The organism is Bacillus atrophaeus, assembly GCF_001584335.1.
Classification (GTDB): Bacteria; Bacillota; Bacilli; order Bacillales; family Bacillaceae; genus Bacillus; species Bacillus atrophaeus.
In genome coordinates this window covers 201,415-218,597 of record NZ_LSBB01000002.1, presented here as the reverse complement: position 1 = coordinate 218,597, position 17,183 = coordinate 201,415, and the positions used below count along the sequence as shown (strand labels likewise).

Below are 17,183 nucleotides of genomic sequence, written 5' to 3'. Positions count from 1 at the left end.
GCGAAGAGGTCACACCCGTTTCCATACCGAACACGGTAGTTAAGCTCTTCAGCGCCGATGGTAGTCGGGGGCTTCCCCCTGTGAGAGTAGGACGCCGCCAAGCAGTTTTTGTTTTATTTTCTACCATGTTTGTATATGAAGCCTATATCATTCCGCAGTAGCTCAGTGGTAGAGCTATCGGCTGTTAACCGATCGGTCGTAGGTTCGAGTCCTACCTGCGGAGCCATTGCTTCCATAGCTCAGCAGGTAGAGCACTTCCATGGTAAGGAAGAGGTCAGCGGTTCGAGCCCGCTTGGAAGCTTATCTGAATATACTGATCTGACGAGGTTTCTCAAGAATGAGAAAGCTTTTTTTGTTTATATAAAAACTGCAAACAAATACAGTGCTTTATTCCTTCAACAGATTCTTTCCACAATCATATGTGCAGTGTTGTCGGTTTTTATATCGGCAAACCAGTCTCTCATGTTTCTGATTAAAAGCCCTTTGTATTCGGGGAGAATCATCTTACTGAATCAGCATCAACAGCTCAAATTCAAAAAGCTAATGACCCTATACATGGTCATTAGCTTTTTTTACTTCTATATGGATTCGGTTTTGGATTGTCCATGTGTACGCATTTTAACTGATTCCAATATCTTTAACGCAATAACAAGAATCAGCATGAATGCCATTAAAATAGTAAATAACCAAAAGGCTGTCTGTACTGGGAATTCGTCTAAACTCCAGCCAACTGCTATTGGCAAGAGTGAACCGCCGAGTCCGTTGGAAGCGAGCAAAATGCTTGTCGTTTGTTCTGTTTTCCCCGGGAAAAACTGATTTGTAATGATCAAGGCAATGGCGAACATACCGGCCATAAACAGGCCTAAAAAGAAACAAAGAGCAAATCCGACCCAAACGGTTTGGCTGACTGCTAATATGGCCAGTGCAATCAGACCGCCTATGTTTATGAAACGGAGAAAGCGATGGTATGTTATTTTTTCAGAAACTGGTCCTGTCAGTAACCGTCCAATGATCATTCCGGACCAATAAATCGTTACCGTTATCGTCGCTAATGAATTGGGAATATCCCATTTTTCAGCGAAAATGGAAGGTATAAAGTGTACAATGGATACTTCACTGCCGCCATAAAAGAAGAAATAGGCTGCTGCTAAAGCAATAAATAGGAAACCCTTGCTGCGATAGCTTGTATGGCCTTGTGTTTTAATATCCGGACTGCTTTCTTTGCGAATAAGTAAGTGGTCTAAACTGCCAAAACTCATTTGTCTCCAAACGATCATAAGCAGAAATGAGCTTACTCCTAACACAAGAAATGCCAATGCCCATAGGCCGTTGCTGATTAAGAAACTTGATAATAGCGGCATAAAAAGCGCTCCCAGACCATAAGCAACTTCCATCTTACTCATGGCAACGGCTTGTTTCTCTTTAATCGCTGTAAGGATAATCGTCCCTACACATGATTCAACTAATCCAGCTCCAAGCCCCGCCATACTTACAAACAAAAAGAGTAACGGCCACGGCGGTAAAAAGAAAATGACCAGTTCACAGCTAATCATGGCCAAGCCGACTACAACCACATTTTTTCTGCCCAGTTTCTTAACGAGTAATGGCATTCCCAGTACGCCTATTAAAAACCCCATAAATTGAGAAAATACTAACACCCCGCCATTACTATAACTTTGGGAGTAATGTGAAAGTAATTCAGGCAATACGGCTCCTAGTATAACGAGTGTAAAAGCAATTAATCCGTAGGAAACACAACCGATCCACAGCAGACGAGTTTTCATCATTTAATCTCCTTATTAGTCAAATAAGCACCATTTTCTACCTGCTAATTTTAGTTGGCGGGAGCACTATTTTATTGGAGGGCTGAAATGATTAGTTCAGAAGAACCTTTTTAAAAATAGTAAATATTGTCCTGTATCAGTTTCGAAAACCTATTGCATACAGTTTTTTTTTACATTATAGACAATTATTGTTATCGTATCATACAATTTTTATCAGCGCATCTCTAATCGCAGAGTTAACAGATATTTAACATATTTAACAAAAATATCGTTGACATTATTTTCAATACTGAATACGATAGTTAACAGTTTCACATGTTTCTATTAAAAATTAGGGGTGGTAATGTGGGGACGAAGGAAATTACAAATCCAGACAGTTTGTATTACAAAGTGGACGATGTGGTGATGGAAAGAGGAGAAGGAATCTATTTATACGATCAAGAAGGAAATGAATATATTGATTGTGCATCCGCCACGTTCAACTTGAATTTGGGATATAGCAACAAGGAAGTGATAGACACAGTTAAAGATCAAGCGGACAAGCTTATTCATGTCACTTCTTCTTATCAAACAGACGCCGTAAATAAACTAGCTGAAAAACTTGTAGAAATTTCCCCCGACAATCTCACAAAAGTACACCCTAAAGTCAGCAGCGGTTCCGCTGCAAACGAAGGAGCCATAAAAATGGCTCAGTACTACTCCGGAAAAACGGATGTCATCTCACTATTTCGAAGCCACCTCGGACAAACTTATATGATGTCAGCTTTATCCGGAAATTCATTTCGAAAAGAACCATTCCCTCCACAATTCTCTTTTGGCTTGCAAGTTCCCGATCCTTATTGTAATCGTTGTTTTTATAACCAGAAACCAGGTTCGTGCGGTATGCTGTGCGTAGAAAGAATCAATGACTTTATTGAATACGCCAGCAATGGGAAAGTTGCCGCAATGATTGTTGAACCGATCTCCGGGAACGGAGGAAATGTCGTTCCGCCTAAAGATTACTTTAAACAGTTGAGAAAATTATGTGATGAGCATGATATTGCCCTCATTTTTGACGAGATCCAGACTGGATTTGGAAGAACCGGAAAGATGTTTGCTGCCGACCACTTTGATGTAAAACCGAATATGATGACTGTCGCAAAGGGGTTAGGAGGTACAGGATTCCAAGTCGCCGCCACCCTGACGGAAGAAAAGTATACAGGATTGCCAGGCTACACCCACTCCTTCACTTACGGTTCCAATGTGTTGGCATCTGCTGCTGCATGTAAAACCATTGACATCATGCAACGACCTGGATTTTTAGAGAATGTTACAGTTGTTGGAAATTATATTATGGATTCACTAGAAAAAATGAAAGAAGACTTTACATTTATTGCAGATGTAAGAGGTGTCGGTCTGATGATCGGCGTTGAGATTGTAAAAGAAAACAATGTGCCGGATGTAGAACTGACAAATTACATTGCGGATAAAGCAATGGAGCATGGACTGATCCTTCGTACTTCTCGATATGGATTCGGAAATGTGTTCAAAATCCGTCCGCCATTGACGATTACACTCAGTGAGGCTGAAGTGCTTTGCTTCAAACTCCGTAAGTTATTGGAGGATATAAAGTGAGAGACTATATTATTGGAATGGGGAAGTTTGTTTATCAAAAGGTGAAAGATCAAAAAGGGACATTGAAAAATCGGCTGGTCAACGGTTATTCTCCGGGTGGAGATGCACAGTTTAATATTGATGCAGCCGCTGAAGATGCCGTACTTGAATATATACAAAAGCAAGAAGTGCCAATCGCGTTCTATACGGAGGATGGCGGATTAAAGTTGTTTGGGGAGAATCCGCAATACATTTTAATCGTTGATCCTATTGATGGAACCCGCCCGGCTGCTGCCGGTCTTGAAATGTCATGTATCTCCATAGCATTAGCTGCGTACAAACCGAATGCGCAAATTAAGGATATTGAATTTGCTTTTCTGTTGGAGCTAAAAACCGGTGCTTACATGTACGGCGATATCTACTCTGATTGTATTCACTATGAAGGGTTTCAGCGAGAACTGCCAAATTTAAGCGAGGTAAAAGAAATAAAAAATATGTTCTGGAGCCTTGAGTTCAATGGACACCCCGCTCACCTTATGATTGATGCATACGGCCATTTGATTGACCAGTCAGCAAATAATGGAGGAGTCTTCGTTTTTAATAGCGCCTCCTACTCCATTTCCAGAATCATCACGGGACAGATGGACGCTTATGTGGATATTGGCAATCGTTTACTCAAAGACAATCCTGGGTTACTATCCGATTTTCAGAATGTAGGGAACGGACAAGTTTTGCATTTGTTTCCATACGATATTGCGGCCAGCGTATTTTTGGCTAAAAAAGCCGGCGTTATGATAACAGACGCCTATGGAAATTCTTTGGATAGCATGCTTCTTACGGATCTCAGCTACGATAACCAGCAATCTTGCATTGCAGCGTCAACAAAGGAACTCCATCAAATGTTGTTAGACCAAATCCGCTGGGACAGAAAGGAAGGGAGCTATGAAGGCGTTGGTCTGGACTCCTAACGACAAACTTGAATATGTAGAGGTGGACGAGCCTCAGATACGGAAACTGAATGATGTAAAAGTGAAAATATATGGTACCGGTATATGCGGTACCGATCTTAATGTACTGAAAGGAAAAATGAATGCCACTCACAACATGATCATGGGACATGAGTCAGTTGGTGAGGTAGTGGAAATTGGTGAAGATGTCAGAGATGTAAGGGTGGGCGACCGAGTTGTCATTGATCCTACCCAATTCTGCGGAAAATGTTACTATTGCAGAAAGGGTTTAACCTGTTATTGCGAGTCCTTTGAAGATTGGCAGTTAGGCCTCGGAGCACACGGAACTTTTGCGGATTACTATGTGGGCGAGGATCGATTCATGTACAAAATACCGGAATCTATGGAATGGGAACGAGCAACTTTAATTGAGCCCCTTTCCTGCGTCTTGAATGTTGTGGAAAAGGCCGCGATAAAACCGGATGATTCCGTATTGGTTTTAGGATCGGGTCCGATCGGGCTCCTTGTTCAGATGATGGTAAAAAAATCAGCAAGGCTGACTGTTGCGACCGAGATTGGAAAATTCAGATCGGAAGCGGCGCAACATATATCCGACTATGTTTATCATCCTGAAACATTGACTGTTGAAGAGGTTGAGCGAATCAATCAAGGAAGAAAATTTGATGTTATTTTTGATGCGATCGGCAATCAGCTGGATTGGGCTTATCCGTTAATAGAAAAAGGCGGAAGACTTGTGCCTATGGGTTTTGACGATACGTATGAAATGAAAATCAGACCTTATCAATTACTCTCCAATGGAGTGACCATTGTAGGAACCGGAGAGGCAAGGCAGATCATGGAGACTGCGTTGTCATGTGCGATTGATCTTCCTCAGCTCTCTGATTTGATCACAGAGAAAGTAGAATTAGAGAATTTTGAACAAGCTGTTCAGAACCTCATGGGCATAGATCCGAATTCAAAGGAAAGAAAAGATATAACAGCTATAAAAACGATCCTTGTATCTGATCCGAAGCTGGTGTAAGCAAGAATGAACGGCTCATGTTACCCTTGATTTGAGCCGTTTTTGTATGATGATGCATGTGATTGGTCTGGACCGAGGGAATATAATCCAATTGTTTTGTGGCCACAATTTGACCTTGCATATCCTAAATAAATTTATTATGATACTCTTTGTATATAACTCCTTTCCCCTATATCCTATACTCTGAACGTTTCCCCTGTTTCTCCGGAAGAAGTTGCTTCTTGCTTTCCCGTCTATTAACAATTAAAGCTCCCAACTGACATGATGCGGAATTTCACGTTTAAAAAAGGAGTCGTTATATTTGAAAGGTTTTTCATTAAAACAGCAATGGTTCGGGAATGTCCGTAAAGATGTTCTGGCCGGCATATTGGTTGCATTGGCTTTAATTCCTGAAGCGATTGGTTTTTCCATTATTGCCGGTGTCGATCCGATGGTCGGTCTTTATGCGTCATTTTGTATTGCTATTATTATTTCTATTTTTGGCGGCAGACCGGGAATGATTTCCGCTGCCACAGGGTCTATGGCGCTTGTTATGGTGTCCTTGGTTGCAGATTACGGACTGCAGTACTTGTTTGCGGCCACTATACTGACAGGCATTATACAAGTCATATTAGGCATAAGTAAGATTGCGAAACTAATGAAGTTTATACCTAGATCAGTCATGATAGGATTTGTGAATGCACTGGCTATTCTTATTTTTTCAGCCCAGCTTCCGCAGTTTGCAGGAGCTTCTTGGATGATGTATGCCATGGTTGCAGGTTCTTTAGTGATTATATATATCCTTCCTAGGTTTACAAATGCCGTTCCTTCACCGCTTATAGCGATTATTGTAATGACCATTATCGCTATTACCCTTCACGTGGATGTGCGGACGGTTGGTGATATGGGTGAGTTAACAAGCTCATTGCCGGGATTTTTGATCCCCGACGTTCCGTGGACGTTTGAAACACTTCAAATCATATTCCCATATTCCATTGCATTGGCGCTTGTCGGGCTGCTTGAATCACTGCTCACAGCACAGATTATTGATGAAATGACGGATACGGATAGTGATAAAAACAAAGAAAGCCGCGGTCAAGGGATTGCCAATATCGTGACTGGGTTTTTTGGCGGCATGGCGGGCTGTGCTATGATCGGCCAATCCGTGATTAACACGAAAGCAGGCGGCCGCGGCAGGCTATCTGCATTTGTCGCCGGGGCTTTTCTGATGTTTTTAATTGTGGTGTTAAGCGATGTGGTTGTAAAAATCCCAATGGCGGCGCTTGTTGCCGTAATGATTATGGTTTCTATTGGTACGTTCGACTGGTCTTCGCTGAAGGGTTTACGGAAATCGCCGCTTACTGATTCGATTGTTATGGTTGTTACCGTCATTACAGTCGTTCTGACTGATGATTTATCAAAAGGCGTTTTTGCCGGTGTCTTATTAAGCGCGGTGTTTTTTGTAGCAAAAATATCGAAATTGAAAATCATTTCTCATGCAGATGATCAAAAGCTGAGAACATATAAAGTAAAAGGACAGATCTTTTTTGCTTCGGTATCTGATCTGATGAATGCGTTTATGTATCGAGAGGATATCGAACGGGTTGTGATTGACTTAAGTGAAGCCCATGTATGGGATGATTCCGGTGTAGCTGCGCTTGGTAAAATCGTTGCGAAGTTTAAAGAACAAGGAATTGAAGCAGAACTGAAGGGCTTAAACGAAGCGAGTCAGGCTCTTTTGAAACAGATGGCGTAAGAATGAAAGTCCAGATTATAAATGTCTGGGCTTTTCACTGTTTATAAAAATTGATCCGGACATAAGAATATAAGATATTGGTTAAAACTGTTGATTGTCATTGATATAATAGAATGAAAACACATTAATAGGAGACTTATATATGATGCTACAGAAGTTGAATCAAGTGCTGGGCCGGATTATGCCGTTATTAACACCGTCTAGTGTGGTGATCGGTGTGCTTCTGTCTCAGTATATAAGCGGATGGAACGGCGCGGTGCCTTGGATATTTGCTTTTATCACGTTTGCAGGCAGCCTGAGTGCCAATTTTCAATCGCTTAGACATGCTCTGGCTCATCCCCTGCCTATGATTCTTGCTTTGTTTGTTCTCCATATCTTCATGCCGGTTTTTGCTTGGGGCAGCGGTCATCTCATTTTTAAAGGCGACCCCTTGACTATTACCGGACTTATATTGGCGGTTGTGATACCGACTGGGATTACGAGCCTGATTTGGGCCTCGATGTATAAAGGGAATGTCGGTTTGACGCTTTCCATTATACTTGTGGATACGATTTTGTCGCCTTTGATTGTACCTGTGAGCCTTTCTCTATTAGCAGGCGCCCAGGTCCATATGGATGTATGGGGTATGATGAAAGGGCTTATCATTATGGTAGTGATTCCTTCATTTCTGGGAATGCTTGTCAACCAGTTTTCTCCTGCAGAACGAACAGCCGTTTTAAGCCGGACGTTTTCTCCTTTTTCTAAAATATGCTTGATGGCAGTCATTGCGATTAACAGTTCTGTGATTGCCCCATATTTTCAAGTGATTGATTTGAGATTCGCAGGGATTGCTGTGATGGTATTTTGCATTGCTTTGACCGGATATGCGGTTGCTTGGATGATAGGAAAAGTAATGAAAAGAAGACAGGAAGAAATCGTGGCTCTCATTTATACCGGAGGCATGAGGAACATCAGCGCGGGAGCTGTTCTTGCTGTTGGCTTTTTTCCTTCGCAAGTCGCGGTCCCTGTTGTGATCGGTATGCTGTTCCAACAGATATTGGCCGCTTTGTTCGGCCATTTGCTCAAGCGCTATGAATTAAAGCCTGTATTGCAAAAAGCGTAAAAAAACCGCTCAAAGGGATGAGCGGTTTTTTTCGTAAAGCCATTCTAACGCGTTTGCAAATTGCCGGATAAAAAACTTGAGATGATGATCTGCGTCCTCTTCAATTGTGAATAGCAAATGATCAGGTGTGAAGCCTTTATTTTTAAGGCTGTTATACACTTGTTCTGTTTTGGAGAGCATTTCTTTTTGAATGGTTTGCTTTCCGAGGCCTTCTTTACTTCCGACAGACATATAAATCCGCTGTTTTGCAGGCTGTATGGCGGATTGGTTGATGATATCCGCCGCATTCTCATACCAGAAAGAACCGGAAATAGAGCCGATGTTTCCAAACATGTGCGGATGTTTCAAGAGAGCAAACATGGAGATCAGCCCGCCCAAGGAGGAGCCGATAAATCCTCTTGTTTGTGGGCTTCCGTCTATGTTCCAGTTTTCCTCAATATAAGGAATCAGTTGATCTATGATTTCGGACAGATATTGATCCCCTTTTCCGCCAAAATCATCAAAGGCTTCATGCAGTGATGCCGCAGGCCAAGGCGTGTACTCATTTAGTCTGTTTTTGGGTTCAATGCCGGCAATAATCAGTTCGGGCAGCTTTCCATGGTGAAATTTCTCCTCCAAACACTCGATTTGTTCTTCAAACAGCGATCCGCCATCCTGCACGTATACGCACGGAAATGATGTGCGGCGGCGGTGGTATGAAGGCGGGAGGTAAAGCTTGAATGCTCTTGTGCGGAAGATGTGTTCGTTGATAGAGCCGTTCATTTGTTAGCCGCCCTTTTTTGCTTGAAAAGCAAGTATAAGAAATAAGGTACACCGAGTATAGCGAGAATGATTCCTGCCGGGACCTCTGCCGGCTGGAAAAACAGTTTACCCGCAAAATCAGCACATAACACAAGCAGCATGCCTATCAAACCGCTTAATGGCAAAATATAGCGGTGTTCAACGCCGGCCAGTCTGCGTGCAATATGCGGTGCGATCAGACCGACGAATCCCATACTGCCTGCTACTGATACGCAGGCGCTGATAATGGCGATGCAAGAAATCAATAAAATTGTTTTTTCTTTATTAGAAGAGATGCCTAGGCTTTTGACCGTATCTTCGTTAAATCGGATGGTATCCAGCAGTCTGGATTTAGCAAAGAGAGCAGGAATAAACACCAAAAGCCATGGAAGAATGGCTGTGATGTACGTCCAATTCGCCGACCAAATGCTGCCGTTTTTCCATACCATGGCCATTTCATAGTCTTGAGGGTCCATTTTTAAGGACAAGAATAAAGTAAGCGCACTAAAACCTGAATTAATCGCAATTCCCACGAGAATGATTCTGCCTGAATCCAGATTTCCCCTGTGCCAAGCAAACATATAGATCAGCGCTGCTGCTAACAGGCCGCCTATCAATCCGAAAAAAGGTGTTCCCATTGCGGCTGCAAGAGTCGTTGTTTTCGCTTGTCCTTGAAAGATCAGCATGAATCCGACAATACCTGCTCCCGCTCCAGCGTTAATCCCGAGAATCCCCGAGTCAGCCAATCCATTTTTCGTAACGGCCTGTATAACGGCGCCGGCTATTCCGAGCCCGAGTCCAACGATAGCAGCCAGTACGATACGGGGCAATCTTAAATCAAACAGCAAAATTTCATATTGAGGATTGGGGTTAATTTGAAAAAAAGTGGAGAGCAGCTCTCCCGGACGTACAGCGAATGACCCGCTCGTCAGGCTGAAATAAGCGACAGTAAGGATCAGTACAGCTAAGATGATATACATTCCCGTCATTTTTTTAACCATGTTGCTCTCCCCCTTTTCTTTTGATCAAATAAAGGAAGAAAGGCACGCCGATGATGGATGTGACGACTTCGATCGGTGTTTCAAACGGATAATTGATAAATCTGCTGGCGAGATCGCATAGTGTTAAAAAAACGCCCCCTATGACACAGGAACAAGGAATCAGCCTGCTGTAATCAGAACCAACGAGAAATCTTGTTATGTGGGGAACGACTAATCCCACGAAAGCGATTTTTCCGGCGAGGGCTACAGCGCTGCCAGTCAGGATGACCACTGAAATCATCGCCATGAGTTTAATTGCCTTTTTCTTTTGCCCCAGACTTTTTGAAATATCGTCTCCTAATGAGACCGCCGTGACCTTTTTGCTGAGTGAAGCGGCGATCACTATTCCTATAACGAAAAAAGGGACGGCGAGCTTTAATATGTCTGGGTTCATTTGGTGAAGTCTTGCACTGTACCAAAAGGTTAGATCTTGCGAAATTTGAAAGTAAATCGACATGGCAGCCGACAAACTGCTTAACAGCATGCTCGTGACAGTGCCGATGATCGCAAGCTGCACGGGAGTAAAACCGTTAGGCAGCATGGAGGCCAGGCCGAAAACAAGCGCGGCGCCTAACGCCGAGCCGATAAATGAGTATATGATCATCTCGATTGAAGATGATTGAGGGAGCAGCACCATGCAAAGCGTGATGATAAATGCAGAGCCGTCAGATACGCCCATGATAGAGGGCGAAGCTAAGTAGTTGCGTGTAATACCCTGCATGAGCGCTCCTGAAACAGCTAGGGCCGCCCCGATCAAAAGAGCGCCGGCAGCCCTGGGAATACGTGAATGCCATATAATCTGATGGTCTGTATTTTGCGGATCAAAATGCAGAATCGATGTGAAAATGATATCTGCATGAAGATGTTTCGCGCCATAAAGAACAGAGAACAGCAGAGATAGAGCAATGGCAAATGGAGAACTGATCATAATGATACGTGTCCACTGTTTTGAATACATATAAAAACCTACTCTAAGTTAGTCTTGTGTCAATTTTTCAGTTGCTGCTTTCAGGAAACGGACTTTGCTCCAAGCTGTGCCGCCTTGTGCAAGAGGATCTACTGAATTGACATAAACATGATCTTCTTTAACCGCAGTGAGGCTTGACCAGATCGGGTTTTTTTCTAAGTCTTTTAAAGCATCAGGCTTATCTGCGTTTTCATCATCAGAAAATTGGACGAAAATATGGTCAGGATTCATTTCACTTAGTTTTTCTAACGAGATGAGTTCTTGAGCTTTTGCCGCTTTGACTTCATCAGGAGCGGTGAGGCCTAAATCTCCGTAAAGAGTTGAGTTGAAATATACTTGTTCCGGGTAGATATAAATATTACCTTGTCTGATTCTGATGACAAGAGCATTTGAATCTTTCGCTTTGCCGTTTATTTTCGTTTTTGTGTCTTTGAGATCCTGTTCGTAGTCAGCAATGATTTCTTTTGCTTTTTTCTCTTTCCCTGTAAGCTGGGCAAGCAGCATCATGTTTTCCTTCCAGTTAGAAGAAATGTGAGAAACGGGAATGGTGGTCGCTGTATTACTTAGTTTTTTTATTGTGTTTTCCGGAAACTTCGTAGATGCCAAAATGACGTCAGGCTGAAGCTCAAGAATCTTTTCTATGTTCGGTTCCATTTTTTCACCGGTAGAGGTCGCTTTGTCTGTAATGTCTTTAAACATATCCGGGAATTTGCCTGAGAATGAGATGGCACCGGCTGGGTGGACATCGAGCAATTTCGCATCTTCCATAGATTCGACGCTTCCTGTAATGGCGATCTTGTCTGTTGGTACTTTCACTTCATACGTTTTGTCGAGATATTCTATTTTCTTTTTTTCTGATTTTGTTCCAGCGGCGCTGCTGCCGTTGGTTTCCTCTTTACTGCCGCACGCCGCAGCAGTCAATGCGAGAAGCAAAATCAATATCGCAATGTACATTTTTTTCATCTATAATGCCCCCTGTTCAATTGATAACTATTATCAATTGAGATTATAGAGAATGAATAGATATAACACCATGGACAATTTCCGGCATTATGATGGACTATTACCGGAAAGTAACGAAATGGTTTGCTGAATGATCCGTTCATGGCCGCAAGCTGAATATTCACACCAAGGGTCCGGTGTAATGTGATAAACCTGTTTGTTGCGCACCGCTGTTAGGTTTTGCCATGTTTCGGTTTCCTGAATTTGCTGATAATAGGCTAATGTTTCCGGTTCTTTGAAAATCAAAAGCATAAGACAATCAGGTTGGTAATTTGTCAGCATTTCCAAGGAAATCTTTTGTTCCGGAGGTGTGTGTTCGGGTTTTGCTGATGCAAAATCCAGATCTCCAAAGAACACATCTTGAATGCTTCGGTTATGCGACAGGTAAAAATGTTGTTTATGCAGGCGCACAAAGAGAAAACGTTTCTCCTGCATATGGCGAAAAGATTTTCTGACCGCTGCGGCCTGCTGCTCATACGTCTCAAGCCAATTGCGGACTTCAGATTCTTCCTCCAAATATGAAGCGGTGAGCATCAGGTGGGTTCTCCAATTTTCCTGTGAAGGAAGATAGAAAACGTTAGCGATTCGTTTCAAGCGTATTTGTTCCTCTTGGGAAATGGAATCCATGCTGACAATCACTTCAGGTTTCGCGCGCGATAACGTATGGAGATTTTCTTCCCATTGCTCATTAAAACGGTATGCGCTAAGGTGAACCGGGATATCGGATGAAAAATGTTTATAATAATGGGCTGTCCATTTTGGGTGAAGCGGTGCCGCAAACGGAATGAGATGGAGCGGGATAAGCTGTCCCATTGTCCCCTTTCCGTATGCAGCTATTTGTTTTCGCCTTTTTTTCATATAGCTTGTAGGCGAACATCCCGTATGTTTTTTAAATGTTCGGCTGAAATAAAATTCATCTTGATAGCCGATTTGGTTAGCAATTTCTCTAAGTTTGTAGTTTGCTTTGGCCATCAGCCGTTTTGCTTTTGTCATTCGGGTTTCTGTAATGAATTCAGTCACACTTTGCCCGTACCATTTCTTAAAGGTTTCGCTGTAATGCTTCGCGCTGATACCTGCCATTTGAGCGAGCTGGTCTAAGGTGATTTTTGTATCGGCGTGATTCTTGATAAATTCTTTTGTTTTAACGATTGCTGATTTTGTATCAGTTTGGCAGTAGGTTTTCGCTGAAAAGATGTCATAAACCAGGCTTTGAACATCTATGCTGCACTTCATCTGCTGAAGCGGTGAAGAAGCGGGCCATACATCAGCAAGCTGTTGCAGCCGGCTTGCAAGATTTTCGACAGGCTGTACATTCATCATCTGAAGATCAGAAAAAACATCCCAATCCGTGTTGGGAATCAAGGTCCTTTGATCGGCGTCATAAGAATAGGTGTGCAGTCTGACCAGACAGATACTGATTTCTTTTGCGGAACGGGGGGAAATGCCGAATGTTTCAAAGGGAGGACAGATATAAAGTGTTTCTTTTTGCAGCGGAAGGCTGCTGGTCCCGATGGAAATGGCGCCGTCACCTTTTAAATGAAAAATCAGAACGAAGGAGTCGGCGAGCTGTTGTTCTGTATGAAGTTCACTTGTTTTTTTTATAAGTTTTATTTGTATCGGCTGATAAATAAGTGAAGAATGCAATGGAAAGACCACCTTTTCTGAAAACATTCATTTAAATGATAACCATTATCAATAAAATTGTATCAAATAAATGAATGTTTTCCTATAAAAAGCGGTGAAAACATTACAGCCAAGTTCCTTTAGCGAACAGATGGTCCCTTCCGCCGCCGCAACGATGATATAAAAATCCATTTTCACCACTCTCCTTTTCTCATATTACAGAGAAACTCTTTCTAAATCATAGGAAAAAGCCCCTGCTCGTGAGGCAGGGGCTGGAAAGCTATAGCATACATGAAAGTTACACGTGTAACATATCTGCTTTTTACGAAACATTATATTGCTATGCTAGTAGATGAGATATTTTTTTCTGAGTTTCTTAAATTCCTTGAGGGGCTTCTGATAGGCATCTGTAATTTCTTGTATGTCAGCGCCTTCTTCAATTTTTGTTCTGACCCAGCCGTTGCCGATTAATTTGTCAAAAGAGCCTGTCGCCAGAAATTCAAAGTCATCAGGGTAGAGGTCGTGTATGGTTTTAATGAGCGAGAGTCCTGTTTTGACTGCTTCGAATTTTTTTCTGTCCGTCACATACATTTGAACCCCGTGGCATAGTTTGCCTTGATGCTTGGAGAAGGTTGGGATATAGGATGCTGCTCTGAACGTGACGCCCGGCAGGCCAAGGCTGTTTAACTTTTCCTCCAGTTGTGTGCTTTTCATGTAGGGAGCGCCGATGAATTCGAACGGTTTTGTTGTGCCTCTGCCTTCGGATATATTTGTTCCTTCTATTAAACCTGTTGCAGGGTAAACGAACGTGCTGTCAATCGTCGGTATATTAGGCGAAGGGAGGACGAAAGGAAGTCCTGTATCTTCAAAATTCATCTTCCGCTTCCATCGTTTCATTTTGATGACGGTGAGGTCGGCGTTGATCTTAAACTCTTTGTTAAACAGTAAGGCTAACTCTCCAATCGTCATCCCGTGTTTTAAAGGGATAGGATAAAGACCGACGAAGGAAGAGTAGCCGGGTTCAAGGACCGGCCCTTCAACTTGCTGTCCTCCTTGCGGGTTCGGACGGTCTAACACAATAAAGGGAATGCCGTTTTCCTTGGCGGCTTCCATCGCATAAGCCATCGTGTAAATATACGTGTAATAGCGTGTTCCGACATCTTGGATATCAAATACGAGGACATCGACATTTTTCAGCATCTCAGGTGTCGGTTTTTTTGTTTTGCCGTATAGGCTGTAGACAGGCAGCCCTGTTTTTTCATCAATATAAGAAGCAACCTCGTCTCCGGCCTGAGCATCACCGCGGACACCATGCTCAGGTCCATATAATGTTGTGAGCTGAATGTCCGGATCTTGGCTGAGGACATCGACACTGCTTTTGAGTGAGGAGTTTACGCCTGTCGGATTGGTAATCAGCCCGATTTTTTTGCCTTTCAGTTGTTTTTTATAATCGGATAAAAGGATGTCGATGCCCGTTTGGACCTTGGGTTTTTTGACTGCTTGGTTTTCTTGGTCTTGGGAAGCTGAGGCGGCCGTCATGGTGCCGATCATAAGCATTCCTGCGAGAAGCGCTAATCCTGTTTTTTTCATATTCAGCCCTCCTTGTTACAGCGGTTTTCCGGTTTTGAGGTTTACCCCATGGCCATACGGATACAATATGTCTCCCGGTCTGGTGACAGATGGTATGTCAACTGGGAGTGTGCCTTTTGGTTTAGTCTGCCCGAAGATCGCTTCAATGCCTGCTGGGATATTCGGCTGAAGATAACGGCCGTCGGCATATCCTTTGAAGCCGTAGACGGCAATAAGGGCCTGAGCTTCTTCAAAATTGGCCGCATCATATGGATTACGCAGGCTCATCAGCACAAATTTCTTATGATTTTGCTGTGCTGACTTCATGACGGCTCTCGGAAAAACTGTCGCCCATTTGCTTGAATCGGTCACAGTGTCGTCGATGACGCCATCGTTGATGACAGGATCATTTTTTACGACATAAGAGCCGGTAATCACATAATCCGCCTCTTTGATTTGTTTCTCAGTTTCAGCATCGAATACTCGGCCCTCAAAGTTCAGTTTACTGAGGGAAACGGGTTTGATTTTTTTTCGTTGGACAAGATCGGTAATGGTTTGCGCGATGGCTTCTGTCTGTTCTTTGTAAGGTGCAGCGATTAAAATTGAGCTTCCTTTTTTAGGTTTAAATGGCAATGTGTGCTGCTCGTTTTTAAGAATCGTCACTGCTTTTTCAGCTATTTGTTTCTCAGCTTTCCGGTGTTGTTTCCTTCCTACGGTTTTGAGGGCTTTTGCAACTTTTTTATCTATATTGCCTTTGTTCTGAGCGGGGTAAATACCGCGTTTTATTTTCAGGGAAATGATTCTTTCAACCGATTGGTTAATTTGCTGTAAAGGAATGTCTCCTTGAGTAACTGCTTTTTTTAAGGCTTGAAGAACGCTTTCGAAACGGTTTTCTGTTTTGAGAGAAGTGACTGCGGCAGGCATTAATGCAATATCGACGCCCGCCTTAACTGCCATGACGACGGCTTCTTCCTGGCCGAAATGATCCGCAATGGCTTTCATATTGAGTGCATCAGTGACGATGACGCCGTTAAATCCCATTTCTTCACGGAGAAGCCCTGTCATGACTTTACGTGAAAGTGTTGCGGGGACAAGGATATCACTTCCGTCCAGCTTGCTTTTATAGGTCGTGTCGTCAAAGGCAGGAAATTGAACATGTGCTGTCATCACCATATCCGCACCAGCATTTATTGCTTTTTGAAAAGGATAGAGTTCAACCTCACGAAGACGCTCTTTGTTATGAGAGACGAGCGGCAATCCATAATGGCTATCAACATCTGTGTCTCCATGTCCCGGGAAATGTTTAACCGCTGAAGCAACATTTTGTTTTTGTAAGCCTTTCATTGAGTACATCCCAAGCTTTGCGGTTACCTCTCGATTTGAACTGAAAGATCTTACGCCGATGACTGGGTTATTGGGGTTGTTGTTAATGTCCAGAACAGGTCCGAAATCAGTGTTAATGCCCAAGGCTGAGAGTTCCTTGCCGATCACAGTCCCCGTAAGATACGCATAGTTGCTGCTTCTCGCTGCACCGAGAGCCATATTGCCTGGGAAATTAGTTCCCTCTCCGAGTCTTGTCACGATCCCGCCCTCTTGATCAATACTGAGTAACAGCGGAATATTGGGACTCGCTTTTTGAAATGCATCTGTCAGGCGAACGGTTTGTTCGGTTGTTTTTACGTTTTCTGCAAAGAGAATGACTCCGCCAAATTGATATTTCTCAACAAGACCGGCGACTTCATCATTCATTTCAGTGAGTGCAGAAGGAGATGCCGCCCCTTCTTTTTGCCAGTTTCTGAAATCAGGCATCAGCATCTGGCCCAGCTTTTCATCTAATGTCATTTGTGCCGTCAGCTGTTTAGCTGTTGTGGTCCCGGAAGGTTTTGCAGCTGAGGCCGGACTTGCCACAAGACACGCTGATAGACATAAAACGGTTGATAGAGTAATGGAAATGATCGACTTCATAAGACGTCCTCCTATCGCTGTAGTCTAGACAAAA

Annotated in this window: 13 protein-coding genes, 2 tRNA genes and 1 rRNA gene; 8 read left to right on the top strand and 8 right to left on the bottom strand. The window is 43.1% G+C overall.

Translation table 11 applies throughout. The annotated features are described in order from the left end of the window. The 3 genes from rrf to AXI57_RS05975 all read left to right on the top strand — a co-directional run. A 5S ribosomal RNA gene (gene rrf / locus AXI57_RS05985) occupies positions 1 to 103 on the top strand; the annotation flags it as partial. 48 nt (positions 104 to 151) lie between these two features. After that, positions 152 to 226, top strand: a tRNA-Asn gene (locus tag AXI57_RS05980). 2 nt (positions 227 to 228) lie between these two features. After that, positions 229 to 301: transfer RNA gene (locus tag AXI57_RS05975), tRNA-Thr, on the top strand. Positions 302 to 578: 277 nt separating this feature from the next. Here the strand turns inward: AXI57_RS05975 and AXI57_RS05970 are convergent. Beyond that, entirely contained in the window at positions 579 to 1,784 is a 1,206-nt protein-coding gene (locus tag AXI57_RS05970) for an MFS transporter (RefSeq protein WP_061669538.1), read from the bottom strand. Between the two features lie 345 nt (positions 1,785 to 2,129). Between AXI57_RS05970 and AXI57_RS05965 the strand changes: the two genes are divergently transcribed. The 5 genes from AXI57_RS05965 to AXI57_RS05945 all read left to right on the top strand — a co-directional run bounded on the left by AXI57_RS05965 (position 2,130) and on the right by AXI57_RS05945 (position 8,203). Further along, positions 2,130 to 3,398 (top strand): aspartate aminotransferase family protein, encoded by a 1,269-nt coding sequence (locus AXI57_RS05965; protein ID WP_061669537.1) that lies wholly within the window; start codon positions 2,130 to 2,132, stop codon positions 3,396 to 3,398. Next, on the top strand, positions 3,395 to 4,345 hold the full coding sequence (locus tag AXI57_RS05960) for an inositol monophosphatase family protein (RefSeq protein WP_061669536.1): 951 nt from the start codon (positions 3,395 to 3,397) through the stop codon (positions 4,343 to 4,345). The genes AXI57_RS05965 and AXI57_RS05960 overlap by 4 nt, the downstream gene beginning before the upstream one ends. Next, a complete protein-coding gene (locus AXI57_RS05955; protein ID WP_003327856.1) occupies positions 4,320 to 5,366 on the top strand; it encodes a zinc-dependent alcohol dehydrogenase in 1,047 nt (348 codons plus the stop codon). The genes AXI57_RS05960 and AXI57_RS05955 overlap by 26 nt, the downstream gene beginning before the upstream one ends. A 301-nt stretch (positions 5,367 to 5,667) precedes the next feature. After that, a complete protein-coding gene (locus AXI57_RS05950; protein ID WP_061669535.1) occupies positions 5,668 to 7,101 on the top strand; it encodes a SulP family inorganic anion transporter in 1,434 nt (477 codons plus the stop codon). A 181-nt stretch (positions 7,102 to 7,282) separates the two neighbouring features. After that, on the top strand, positions 7,283 to 8,203 hold the full coding sequence (locus AXI57_RS05945) for a bile acid:sodium symporter family protein (RefSeq protein ID WP_094233136.1): 921 nt from the start codon (positions 7,283 to 7,285) through the stop codon (positions 8,201 to 8,203). A 9-nt stretch (positions 8,204 to 8,212) separates the two neighbouring features. Here the strand turns inward: AXI57_RS05945 and AXI57_RS05940 are convergent, their stop codons facing one another. The 7 genes from AXI57_RS05940 to AXI57_RS05910 form a co-directional block, all read right to left on the bottom strand. Continuing rightward, positions 8,213 to 8,965, bottom strand: coding sequence for an alpha/beta hydrolase (locus AXI57_RS05940; RefSeq protein WP_061669534.1), 753 nt, complete (start codon positions 8,963 to 8,965; stop codon positions 8,213 to 8,215). Next, a complete protein-coding gene (feuC, locus tag AXI57_RS05935) occupies positions 8,962 to 9,972 on the bottom strand; it encodes an iron ABC transporter permease FeuC (protein WP_061669547.1) in 1,011 nt (336 codons plus the stop codon). The genes AXI57_RS05940 and feuC overlap by 4 nt, the downstream gene beginning before the upstream one ends. A 4-nt stretch (positions 9,973 to 9,976) precedes the next feature. Then, a complete protein-coding gene (locus AXI57_RS05930; protein WP_010787452.1) occupies positions 9,977 to 10,981 on the bottom strand; it encodes a FecCD family ABC transporter permease in 1,005 nt (334 codons plus the stop codon). An 18-nt stretch (positions 10,982 to 10,999) separates the two neighbouring features. Continuing rightward, a complete protein-coding gene (locus AXI57_RS05925; protein WP_010787453.1) occupies positions 11,000 to 11,953 on the bottom strand; it encodes an iron-hydroxamate ABC transporter substrate-binding protein in 954 nt (317 codons plus the stop codon). Positions 11,954 to 12,040: 87 nt separating this feature from the next. Further along, positions 12,041 to 13,636: a bacillibactin transport transcriptional regulator Btr gene (gene btr / locus AXI57_RS05920; protein ID WP_061669533.1), complete on the bottom strand. Its 1,596-nt coding sequence runs from the start codon at positions 13,634 to 13,636 to the stop codon at positions 12,041 to 12,043. 324 nt (positions 13,637 to 13,960) lie between these two features. Continuing rightward, positions 13,961 to 15,205: an exo-beta-N-acetylmuramidase NamZ family protein gene (locus tag AXI57_RS05915; protein WP_061669532.1), complete on the bottom strand. Its 1,245-nt coding sequence runs from the start codon at positions 15,203 to 15,205 to the stop codon at positions 13,961 to 13,963. 15 nt (positions 15,206 to 15,220) lie between these two features. Further along, a complete protein-coding gene (locus tag AXI57_RS05910; protein ID WP_061669531.1) occupies positions 15,221 to 17,149 on the bottom strand; it encodes a glycoside hydrolase family 3 protein in 1,929 nt (642 codons plus the stop codon). Between the last annotated feature and the right edge of the window lie 34 nt (positions 17,150 to 17,183).